Here is an 11369-nt window from a genome sequence, read left to right as displayed (position 1 = left end):
AATCTCAGGAGTTTCGCTCGGTGCGCCGCGCCAGCGCCGGGCGAGGAGCCGGGGCGCCGAGTCCGGGTCGTCGGCCCAGGGTGAGCGGGCCGAACTCCTGAAGAACGCACGATGAACGCGACCGGAGTGGGTTTGGTCGCCATCTGAGGGCGAAATGTCAGGAGTTTCGCACGGTGAGGCGACGGATCGAGGCGGGTCATCGGCCGACCCCCGCCTCGACCAGGGCCGCCAGGCGCCGGGCCAGGCGCACCAGTGCGATGTCGGTGCCCGCGCGCGACACGAGGCACACGCCGACGGGTGCGCCGTCGACCGTCAGGAGCGGTACGGAGATCGAGGGAAGGCCCGCGATCGCGGCCGGAGCCGTCATGCGCAGGGTCGCCGCGCGGACGGCGTCGACATCGGCCGTGCGCTGCGGCGCGGGGCCCGGAACGGTCGGGAACACGAGGACGGCCCCGTCGACGAGCTCGGCCAGGTGCGCCGCGATCGGTTCGAGGTCTCGACGCGCCGCGTCTTCGTCGGCGGGGGTGATCCGCGCCGCGACGGCGAAGCGCTCGGCGACCGCCGGGCCCACCGCCCCGGGGTGCGCCCGAAGCCACTCGCCGTTGTTGCGCCAGGCTTCGGCACCCTGCACCGTGCGGAACGCCGTGAAGGCGGCATCCAGATCGCCCGTTTCGACGGCACGGAAGGGCGGCGGATCGTCGGATGCCGAGAGCGCGGCCAACAGCTTCGAGAACGCCTCGCGGGTCGCCGGTTCGACGCACGCGAGGATCTCGTCGGGGACGAGGAACCGCCACGGCAGGTCGCCGCCGGAGGCGCCGTAGACGTTCTCGGTCGACGCCGAGCCGTCGTAGCTGAGGCACCACTCGGCCACGCGCTCGAGCGTGTCGCCGTCGCGGGTGAGCCAGCCGATCGTGTCGAAAGACTGAGCGAGCGGCAGCATGCCCTGCCGCGGGACGAGGTCATGCGTCGTGCGCAGGCCCCAGAGGCCCTGGTACGACGCGGGGACGCGAATGGATCCGGCGGTATCGGTGGCGAGGCCGATGTCGGCGTGTCCCACGGCGACGGCAGATGCGGGGCCGCTCGACGATCCGCCGGGGAGCGCCCCGACGACCGCACCGTTGGGTGGGGTGCCGTAGTGCACGTTGTCGCCGGCGATCGAGTAGGCGAACTCGTCGGTGCGGGCGATGCCGCGCAGTGACGCTCCGGCGCGCAGCAGGTCGGCGACGGCGGGCGCGGTGACCTTCTCAGGCCGTGCACCCTCGAGGTAGGTCGGGTTGCCCGCCCCGATGCGGAAACCCGCGATCGCGAACAGGTCTTTCACCGCGACGGTGAGTCCCGCGAGCGGACCTTCCCACGCGCCCTGCTGGAAGGGGTCGCCGACGCTCCGCCAGATGGACCGGTCGAGCGCAGGCGTGCGAGGGGCGACGTGGGCCGCGGTGATGAGCCAGCTGCCGTCGATGCGCTGCCACACCTGCGTCTGCAGGCCCCGGCCCCCGCCGCGGAAGCGCGAGACCGACATGAGCAGGGCGACGTCGGGCCCGAGCGGGCGGTAGTGCACGTCGGTGATGTCGCGCGGCGGGACTCCGCCGCGGAGCGAGCGGAACCCGCTGATCGCGTCGTGTCCGACGAGCAGCCCCGCGGGGTCGCCGCGGAGTGTGTCGGACCCCGGGGCGAAGAAGGCGTCGAGAGCGTCGAGGTCGTTCGCGACGATCGCGCGCTCGTACGCGTCGAAGGCGTCGCGGAGTTCGGCCGGGATCGTGGCATCCGTCATGGCCGTCGTCCGTTCCTGCGTGCGTCACCGTCGGGCTGGTCGGTCGAGTGTCCAAGAAACCCGGACTCTTCGGAAAAACGTCCGGGTGTTTTGGACACTGAAGCGACAGAGCGCGCGGCGACAGAGCGCGCGGCAGCAAAGCGCGCCGCGGCGGACAGCGCGGCGGCATCGGGACGCAGGGCGCGACCCGGCGCGCCCGAGTTTTCGGCGCGGGCGATCGCGGCGGCGAGGGCGGGGGTCATGCGGTGTCTCCTTCGCGCTCAGGCGTTGAGTGTCCAAGAAACCCGGACTCCTCGGCGAAACCTCCGGGTGTTTTGGACACTGAAGACCGGAGCCCGGATGCCACGCCCTCGGGCTCCATCGACGGCACGCCCGCGAAGTCCGCCTCGCGGATCCGCGCGTGCACTCCCGACACGATGTCGACGACCTGCGAGATGTCGAAATCGGTCGCGGCGCTGAGGTAGGCGTAGGCGACGTGCTCGTCCATCCCCCACCGCCCGTTCAGCAGAGCGAGCGAGGCGCGGACGCACGCGCGCATCGCCTCGTCGAGGTCGACGTCCATCCCGGTCGGGACGAGGTACTCCGGCGTCCGGACCAGCGGCCCGGTGACCTCACCGAACGCCGCGCGGGCGGCATCCGCGGGGATCACCTCGAAGCGCAGCGTGGCGCGCAGCGAGGCCTCGAGGGCGGTGAGCGCCACCTCGCCGTCGCCCTGCGCGAAGTGCGGATCACCGACGTACGCGAGCGCGCCCTCGACCTGGACGGGGAGGAACAGCGTGGCGCCCTCGACGAGGAGGTTGATGTCGATGTTGCCGCCGTGCGTACCGGGCGGGACCGAGTGGGGGCGCTCGTCATCCGCGACCGCGACGCCCATCGTCCCGAGGAACGGCGCGAGCGGGAACGCCACGACGGGCTCGCCGCCCTCGACGATGGGAAGCGTTCCGTGCAAGGCGCCCTCGCGCTCGGCGACCGCCGCGAACACGCTGACGTTGTGCTCACCGCGCGGCAGCTCTCCGACGAGCGCGCCCTTGCCGTGGCGGTTCGAGATCACGCCGTACGGCACGCGCGGCACGAGGGTCTCGACGGTGATCTTGAGCAGGTCGCCCGGGTGCGCTCCCGTCACGTGCACGGGCCCGACGACGACGTGGGGTCCATCGGCGACGGGATCGCGGAGAACGGATGCCGCGATCTCGACCGCATCGTCGAGCACCTGTTCGCGCGGCACCCCGTGGGTCGCGAAGTACGCGCCCGGGTCTTTGCCCTGATCGTCGAGGATTCCCTCGTGGCTGACGGTGTCGAAGGTCACGGTCTCGCCGGACGCGATCTCGAGCACGGCGGCATCGACGGCGCAGGGCAGACGCCCCCAGAGGACGGTGGTCGGGGTCGCGGGGAGGTAGTGGTCACCGGGGATCGGACCGGTGCCGGGCTGCAGGATCGGGACGGGGACCTCGGACGCGGCGCGGCGCGCCTCGCCACCGCTCACGCGTCCACCGCCGCGGTTGCGCGCAGGATCTCGCGTCCCCCGCGCTCCGTCACCGCGGAGCCGCGGCGGTACACCGACTCGCCGCGGAGCCAGGTCTCTCGCACGACGCCCGTGAGCGTCTGCCCATGCCACGGTGAGACCGGATTGCGGTACTCGAGGGCGGCGGCATCCACGACGAACTCCTCATCGGGAGCGAACGCGACGAGGTGCGCCGGGGCGCCCGGCTCGATGACGCCGAGCCCGTCGAGGCCCGCGATGCGGGCCGGCCCGGTCGTGAGGAGCGGCAGGATGCTCTCGAACGCCAAGCCCCGGGCGCGGGCCGTGGAGTGCACGGCCGAAAGTCCGGTCTGCAGGCCCGCGATCCCGCCCCAGGCGAGACCGAAATCGGGGTTGCCCTTCAGCTCCACGGTCGCCGGCGAGTGGTCGCTGACGATCGCGTCGATCGTGCCGTCGACGATCCCGGCCCACAGCAGGTCGCGGTTGTCACCGCCGCGGATCGGAGGGCAGCACTTGAACGCGCCCGCCCCGTCGGGCACCGCCTCGGCGTCGAGCGTCAGGTAATGCGGGCAGGTCTCGACCGTCAGCCGCACGCCCTCGGCCTTGGCGGCGCGCACGTCGTCGAGCGCTCCCCCGTCGGCCACGTGGACGATGTGCGCTCGGGCGCCCGTGCGGCGCGCGGCCTCGATGACCCGGCGGATGGCCGCCCTCTCGCTCAGGGGCGGACGGCTGGCCTCGAAATCGCGGTAGCGCGGACCGAGCGCGCCGTCGGCGTGCAGGTGCGCGGGGTCTTCGGCGTGGACGATCAGCAGTCCGTCGAAGGTGGCGAGCTCGGCGAGGCAGCGCTCGAGCTGCTCGGCATCGAGATGTCCGAACTCGTCGATGCCGCTCGGCGACAGGAAGCACTTGAAACCCACGACCCCGGCGTCGGCGAGCTCGCGCAAGGATCCGAGATTCTCGGGCACCGCGCCACCCCAGTAGGCGACGTCGACCGCGAGCTTTCCCGCGGCGGCCGCGCGCTTGGCATCCAGAGCATCCGTCGTGGTTGTGACAGGGAGGCTGTTCAGCGGCATGTCGACGATGGTCGTCACGCCGCCGGCGGCGGCTGCGGCGGTGCCGGTCGCGAAGCCCTCCCACTCGGTGCGGCCCGGTTCGTCGAGGTGCACGTGCGAGTCGACGAGGCCCGGCAGGAGCACGGAATCGCCCGGCAGCACCGTCTCGGCCGCGGCGTCGAACGGCTCGACCGCGGTGATGACCCCGCCCTCGCTCACGACTGTCGCGGGGCGGAACTCCCCGTCGAGATAGACCCGTCGTGCGGCGATCCGTGTGCTCATACCGGCCACGCTAAGCGCCCCGCGTTTCGCAGATGTAACCGTGATCAACATTCATGCAAACACCTCGAGATTCGCCGCCTGGGGAGGAAGGGTGGGCGCAGCTGCCCCACGAGCCGGAAGCGCGTACTCGTCGCGCTTGCTCGTCCCGAGTCCCATGCGGACCATCCCGGATGCCATCCCCACCGCCGCCGCGACCCCGTCCACGACCGGGACACCGACGCGTGCCGTCAGCTCGGCGCAGAGGTCGGCCATGCCGGCGCAGCCGAGCACGATGACGTCGGCTCCGCCCGCGGCGGCGTCGGCGCTGTGACTCGCGATGGTCTCGACCGCGAGCGACCCGGTCTCCTCGAGGTCGAGCACGGGGATCCCGGTCGCGGCGAGCGACACGCACGCCCGTTCCATGCCGTACCGCGCGACGAGGTCGTGGGCACGGCCGAGAGTGCGGCTGAGTGTCGTGACGACCCCGAAGTGCCGACCCGACACCGCGGCCAGGTGCATCGCGGCCTCGGCGATCCCGACGACGGGAGCGTCGACCAGCTCGCGCGCCGCGTCGAGTCCAGGGTCGCCGAAGCACGCGATCACGTAGGCATCGGCGGGGCTCGCGCCGTCGCGGTCGGCCGCGACCAGCTCGACGACCGCGGCCGCCGCGGCGACCTCGTCGACGTGGCTCTCGATCGCGGACGCCCCGACCGCGGGACAGACCGCGTCGACGACCACGTCGGGTCCCGCCACCCCCCGGGCGGCGTCCGCGATCTTCGCGGTCATCGCCCGGGAGGTGTTGGGGTTGATGAGCAGGATCCTCACGCGAGCGCCTCGCGCGGGCCGGCGGCGGTCGGGCGCCCGGGCGCTGCTGTCCCGCGCTCCGGAACGACGGCATCCTGAACCGTCTGCGCGAGCACCGCGGGCGCAGCGGGCGCCGCGGCTCCGGAGCCCGGCACCGGGGTCCCGGCATCCGCGGCCGTCTGCGCCAGCACCAGCGCCTCGGCCCCGGCCTCGGCGGGGGTCTCCACGGCATCCGCGGTGCCGTCCGAGATGCCCTCGGTCTCGCCCTCGAACGTCGGCACCCGCGGGTCGAGACGCTCGAAGAGCAGGAAGAGCACGTAGCCGAGGCCGCAGCCGATGAACCAGCTGTAGTCGCTGATCCACGAGACGTTGAAGAGTCCCAGATCGGCGAACAGCTTCGGGAAGACGGCGATCGCCACGGTCGGAACACCCGCCACGATGACGGCCTTGACCGCGTTCGGGTTGAAGCCGTTGCGGTACCAGTAGGGCCCCTTGGCATCCATCGTGAACATCGCGTCGACCTTCACGCGCTGGCGGGCGGCGATGTAGTAGCCGGCGATCAGGATGCCGAAGAGGGGCCCGATCAGCGCGCCGAGGACGCCGAGCGAGTAGTGGATCGCGTCGCTGTTGGAGTACCAGTTCCACGGCATGAGGAAGGTCGAGCCGACCGCGGCGATCATTCCGCCCGCGCGCCACGAGATCTTCTTCGGGGCGACGTTGGAGAAGTCGAAGGCGGGCGAGATGAAGTTCGCGACGATGTTGATGCCGACCGTGGCGGTCACGAACGTGAGGCCGCCGAGAAGGATCGCGAAGGGCGTGTCGATCTGCTCGACCGTCTTGATCGGGTCGGTGATGAGCGAGCCGAACACCGGCACGGTCGCCGACGCCGTGATGACCGTCAGCAGCGAGAAGAACACGAAGTTGACGGGCAGGCCCCAGAAGTTGCCCTTCTTCACGGCGGCGAAGCTCTTGCCGTACCGGGCGAAGTCGCCGAAGTTCAGCATCGGACCCGAGAAGTACGAGACGACCAGCGCGATCGCACCGAACATCACGGGGATCGAGGCCCAGAAGTCGAGCTGGTTCGTCGACAGGGTGAACGAGATGTTCTGGATGCCGGCCTGCGACACGAGGTACACCGCGAGCACGATCATCACGACGTAGACGGCGGGGCCCGCCCAGTCGATGAAGCGGCGGATGACCTCCATCCCGTTCCAGAACAGCAGGAACTGCGCGGTCCACAGGATCGCGTACGAGATCCACCCGAGCGCCGACAGACCCGCGAACGAGACGTCGAGCAGCGCCGCGGATCCCGGCACGAACTTCAGGAAGATGATGTTCAGCGACTCCGCGGCGAGGAACGTCTGCACGCCGTACCAGGCGATCGCGATGAGCCCGCGGATGATCGCGGGGATGTTCGCACCCCGGATGCCGAACACCACACGGTTGATCACCGGGTACGGGACACCCGTCTTCTGGCTGGGCTTGGCGACCATGTTCGCGAAGACCTGCACGATGACGATGCCGGCGATGAGGGCGACGAGCACCTGCCACGACTGCAGACCGAGGGCGAACAGCGAACCGGCGGTGACGTAGCCGCCGACCGAGTGCACGTCGCTCATCCAGAAGGCGAAGATGTTGTAGCTCGACCACTTCTGCTTGCGCAGCGGCGCGAGGTCTTCGTTGGCGAGACGGTCGTCGTAGTGGGGCTTCATGTTGCCGCCCCCGTGGGGGTGGCCGGCGGCCTCCACGAGATCGTGGGGGCCGGTGAGCGGTGTGGAAGTCATGTCATTCCTCTCAGGACGATGGATGCCACGACGTGGAGTCCGCGGCCGGAGTGGAGCTCTGATGTGAAGTTATGGGTTCACACAACCCCGCTGGTTTCGCTCATGTAACGAGCGTGTGAAGTCGCTCCTTCACACGCCCCGGCTCCCTAGACTCAGGGGCATGACGCAGCCCGCCACCGTTGAGGAGACCGCCGTCCCCGCCGGCGGCGTCGGCGAGCGCATCCGCGCGCTGCGCACCGCGCGGGGGATCTCCGCCCGCGCGCTCGCCGCGAAGCTCGGCATCTCCCCCAGCGCCGTCTCGCAGATCGAGCGCGGGGTCATGCAGCCGAGCGTCTCGCGGCTCATCGCGATCACCGACGCTCTCGGCGTCCCGCTCGTCGCGGCCTTCGATCCGGCATCCGACCGTCCCGTCGAACCCGCCGGCCCCTCGGGCTTCACCCTTCAGCGCGCGGGGCAGTCGCCCGACATCGTGCTCGACAGCGGCGTCTCGTTCCGCCGACTGACCCCCGGGTCGTCGCCCGGCGTCGACTACTTCGAGTCGATCTACCCGCCCGGGGCGTCCGCCCACGGCGCCGACGGCCTCTTCCATCACGAGGGCTACGAGGTCGGCACGGTCGTCGCGGGTGAGCTCACGATCGACTTCGAAGCGGAGCGCGTGATCCTGCGAGCGGGGGATGCCATCAGCTACCCCTGCTCGGTCCCCCACCGCCTGCACAACACCGGTGAGACGGATGCCGTCGCGCACTGGTTGATCGTGCACGCCTGACCGGGGCGCGACCGCGCGGACCTGCGAAGACCTCACGGCACGGCAGAGCCCCCGCCGACCCGAAGGTCGACGGGGGCTCCTCCGTGCTCTACTTCGCGACGAGCGTCAGCGTCAGCGTCGAGTGGTAGACACCGACGGGCGCATCCTTGGGCGGTGTGAAGTCCAGGCCGGCGTCGAAGCGCGCGCCGCCGACCCCCGTGGACACGCCGGCCGCGCCCGTGGCGATGACCCCTCCGCCCGTGCCGACGGCGAGACCCGGCAGCAGGACCTCGCCCGCGAACGACATGGGTCGGATGCCGAGCGCGTCCGCCGGGGCGGAGTAGCTGCCGCTGGTGAAAGGCGTGGCCGTCGCGGTGAGCGTCCACCCCGTCAGCGCGGCACGATCATCCACGACGGTGACCTTGCCGAGGTTCGCCGTCGCACGCGTCCCCCGCTCGACCGAGCCGAAGTCCACCGAGGACTTCTGCGCATCGAGAGACCACAGATCGCTCGCGGTCACCGTGGTGCGCAGCTCCGCGTTGTCGCGCAGCGTGGTCGGGTGCACCGGGATCTCGAACGTGCCCCAGGCGAGGACGGTCGGATCGTTCGGCTGCGTGAGCGCGACGGTGTGGCGGCCCGCTTCGAGCGCGGAGACGTCGACGATCGCGTCGCCCGCGGCATCCGTCGTCACCTGTCCGAGGTCCGTCGGCGAGGACCACGCCCACGCCCGCAGAGTCTGACCCTTATGCGCCGCGCCCGCGTGCACCGTAACGGTGGTCCCCCCGTCGAGAGGACCCGTGACGTCCACGGGAGCCAGGTCCGACGAGGACGGCACCGACGGGGTCGGATCGATGACGGTGAGGGTCGCCGCCGCCGACACGGTCTTGCCGCCCTCGACGTTGGAGGCCACGGCGCGGAACTTCCGGCCGTTCATCGCGGTCGTGGCATCCTTCACCGTCAGGGTCGACGAGGTGGCATCCGCGACATCCGCCCAGGTCGATCCGTCTGCCGACGACTGCCAGGCGACGGTCGGAGCGGGCGATCCCCCCGCGATCACCGAGAACGTCGCCGTTCCCCCCACCAGCACGCGCTGGTCCGACGGGTCGGTGAGCGTCGGTACCGGTGCCGAGATGGTCACCGTCGCCTCGAGCGGCTTCCCGTCGCGGCTGCCCAGCGACTGCACGAAGCTCAGCGGGTGAGCACCGGCGCCCGAGACGGGGGTGTCGAGGGCGATGTGCCAGGTGCCGTCCGCGGCGACCGCTGCCCGACCGATCGTGCGGCCCTGGTCGACGACGCGCACGTCGGCGCCGGCGAGCCCGGTGCCCTCGAACGACGCGAGAGACGTCCCCGCTGGCTGCGCCGACGACACGTCCGCCGCCAGGGCGAACTGCGGTCCGCCGGCATCGATGTTCTGGCGCTGGTACAGGAACTGGTCGGTGGTCAGGGCGTGGTCGACGAGACGCGTCTCACCGACGCAGCCGTACCAGCCGTGCTCCGGCTCGGTGTTCCACATCGAGGCGCCGATGATCCACGGCATGAAGTCCGCGGCCATCATCCCGCCGACCTGCGAGGCATTGCGCAGCACCGGCACGCCGTCGACGTACATGATGACCGTCCCCGCGGCCGGGTTGTTCACGATCGCGACGTGGTGCCACGCCCCGGGCATGATCTCGCCCGACCAGAGGGTGTACGAGTTCTTCGAGCGCGGATCCGCTGCCGAGTACTGGTACTCGCGGAGGTTGGAGATGCCCAGCCAGGCGGCACCGGCACCGGGGTCGGAGGAGTCGTTGATCCCCATCCACTGCCGGGCACCGCCGCGCGTGATGGCTGCTCCCCAGCGGTTGGCGGCCTCGGTCCAGTTGGTGTCCATCTGAAGGAACGTCTCGAGCGTGTAACCGGTGCTCGCGTCGAGGTGCGCGAAGGTGGCCGGGGCTCCGTACTCGGTGGTGATGTAGCCGAGGTTGTCGCGCGCGCCCGCATTACGGTGGACGTCGGTGAAGCACACCGCGCCCTTGTCGGCCGAGTACACCGGCACGTTGGCGTGCGAGATCGAGACGTCGTCGCTCGTGTCGGGCGCGTCGGTGTCGTCCACGGGGTTGCGGTACATCGGGCTCGACCCGGCGATGTCGGGGATCTCGGTCGTGTCCGTCATGTCGCCCCCGGCGACGCCGCCGAACCGCCAGTGCGCGATCGTCCCGTCGACGCGCACGTAGTCGCTGTCGTTCCCGGCGACGGCGAGCTGCTGCTCCTTCCCCTGTCCGGTCCATCCCGCCGACACGATCTGCTTGGCTCGCTCCGACAGATCGACGTTGTCGGCCTGCGCCGCGGTGGGGGCCGACCAACCGAAGCGGGCGCCGAAGTCGATCGGGAGGCTGAACTGCTGCCACTTCCCGTCGAGCACGGGGGTGTCCGTCGACGTGAGTGCATCGGCGTGCTTCTTCGACACCCAGGGCGAGACGGTGTCGACGTCGATGCTGTTGTTCGTGAGGTCGAACTCGAACAGCGTCATGATGCCGTTACCGCCGTCCGCGGCCATCTGGTAGTCCGTCAGCACCTCGAACACGGGGTGTCCGAAGTCATTGGTCAGCGTTCGTTGGGTCGCCCCGTGGAAGTGACCGTTCAGGGTCAGGACGATCTGGTCGTTCTTGCGGATGAGCTTGTCCCACAGCAGGTCGCCGTACCACCAGCTCGTGGGCGAGATCTGGTCCTGGTCGATGCCGATGATCGCGTGCGAGTTCAAGATCACGGGGACACCGGGGTGGGCATCGAGGATGCCCTGTGCCCACGCGAACGTGTCGTCGGAGGCGTTCCAGCCGAGCGAGAGGACGATCCAGTCGTGTCCCTCCGCCTGGAAGTCGTACGCCGAGGAGTACCCGTTCTGGAAGGTTCCGAGCAGCGTTCCTCCGGCCTGCCGTTTCAGCGTCGTCGCCCCGAAGTTCGTCAGGTAGTTCGCCGCGTTGGCCTCCGACGAGCGTGCGCCCTGGTCGGCCACGTCGTGGTTGCCTGGGATGATCGAGTACGGCACGCCCCCGTCCTCGAGGATCCGCATGGCCTTCGACGCGGCGGTCCACTGATCGCCCACCCACTGCTGGTCGACGACGTCGCCGAGCTGCACGGCGAACGGGATGTTCAAATCGTTCTTGTGGTCGACGACCCACTGCGTCTGCGCCTCGAACGGGTTCGTTCCGTACTGGGGGTAGAACTGCGACGCGCTGTAGCGCGAGTAGAACTGCGTGTCGGGGAGGACGGGCAGGAGGAAGCTGGATCGGTCCGCGGTGGCGGGCGCGTCGGCCGATGCGGCGGCGGACGGGGCCGACGAGGGGGTGTTCCCGTCAGCCGCGAGCGCGACGGAGGCATTGCCGAGGACGAGGGTGGACAGGGCGAACGCCGTCACGGCGGCGACCACGGAACGTGCGCGCGAGGCGCGACGAGGCTGGATGGACATCTCTCTTCTCATCAGATGCGGGAAAGC

Annotated in this window: 8 protein-coding genes; 1 reads left to right on the top strand and 7 read right to left on the bottom strand. The window is 70.6% G+C overall.

Translation table 11 applies throughout. The annotated features are described in order from the left end of the window. Positions 1 to 196: 196 nt before the first annotated feature. The 6 genes from NS283_RS08770 to NS283_RS08750 are packed head-to-tail and all read right to left on the bottom strand — an operon-like array spanning position 197 to position 7152. Positions 197 to 1771: an AtzH-like domain-containing protein gene (locus NS283_RS08770; RefSeq protein ID WP_058596482.1), complete on the bottom strand. Its 1575-nt coding sequence runs from the start codon at positions 1769 to 1771 to the stop codon at positions 197 to 199. Then, positions 1768 to 2013 carry a hypothetical protein gene (locus NS283_RS18645; RefSeq protein WP_153001440.1) on the bottom strand — a complete coding sequence of 82 codons (246 nt, stop codon included), beginning with the start codon at positions 2011 to 2013 and terminating at the stop codon, positions 1768 to 1770. The genes NS283_RS08770 and NS283_RS18645 overlap by 4 nt, the downstream gene beginning before the upstream one ends. Continuing rightward, on the bottom strand, positions 2010 to 3254 hold the full coding sequence (locus NS283_RS08765) for an acetamidase/formamidase family protein (RefSeq protein ID WP_081317342.1): 1245 nt from the start codon (positions 3252 to 3254) through the stop codon (positions 2010 to 2012). Before NS283_RS08765 ends, NS283_RS18645 begins: the two co-directional genes overlap by 4 nt. Then, entirely contained in the window at positions 3251 to 4585 is a 1335-nt protein-coding gene (allB, locus tag NS283_RS08760) for an allantoinase AllB (RefSeq protein ID WP_058596481.1), read from the bottom strand. The genes NS283_RS08765 and allB overlap by 4 nt, the downstream gene beginning before the upstream one ends. Before the next feature lie 51 nt (positions 4586 to 4636). Next, positions 4637 to 5389, bottom strand: a complete 753-nt coding sequence (locus tag NS283_RS08755) for an aspartate/glutamate racemase family protein (protein ID WP_058596480.1) — start codon at positions 5387 to 5389, stop codon at positions 4637 to 4639. Then, positions 5386 to 7152 carry an NCS1 family nucleobase:cation symporter-1 gene (locus tag NS283_RS08750; protein ID WP_058596479.1) on the bottom strand — a complete coding sequence of 589 codons (1767 nt, stop codon included), beginning with the start codon at positions 7150 to 7152 and terminating at the stop codon, positions 5386 to 5388. Before NS283_RS08750 ends, NS283_RS08755 begins: the two co-directional genes overlap by 4 nt. A 160-nt stretch (positions 7153 to 7312) precedes the next feature. Between NS283_RS08750 and NS283_RS08745 the strand changes: the two genes are divergently transcribed. Continuing rightward, on the top strand, positions 7313 to 7918 hold the full coding sequence (locus NS283_RS08745; RefSeq protein WP_058596478.1) for a helix-turn-helix domain-containing protein: 606 nt from the start codon (positions 7313 to 7315) through the stop codon (positions 7916 to 7918). 88 nt (positions 7919 to 8006) lie between these two features. On the opposite strand, the gene NS283_RS08740 is transcribed toward NS283_RS08745, so the two are convergent. Next, positions 8007 to 11342 (bottom strand): metallophosphoesterase, encoded by a 3336-nt coding sequence (locus tag NS283_RS08740; RefSeq protein ID WP_058596477.1) that lies wholly within the window; start codon positions 11340 to 11342, stop codon positions 8007 to 8009. Between the last annotated feature and the right edge of the window lie 27 nt (positions 11343 to 11369).

The sequence above is a fragment of the Microbacterium testaceum genome, from assembly GCF_001476285.1.
GTDB classification, from domain to species: Bacteria; Actinomycetota; Actinomycetes; order Actinomycetales; family Microbacteriaceae; genus Microbacterium; species Microbacterium testaceum_B.
This window is presented reverse-complemented; position numbering and strand designations above follow the sequence as displayed.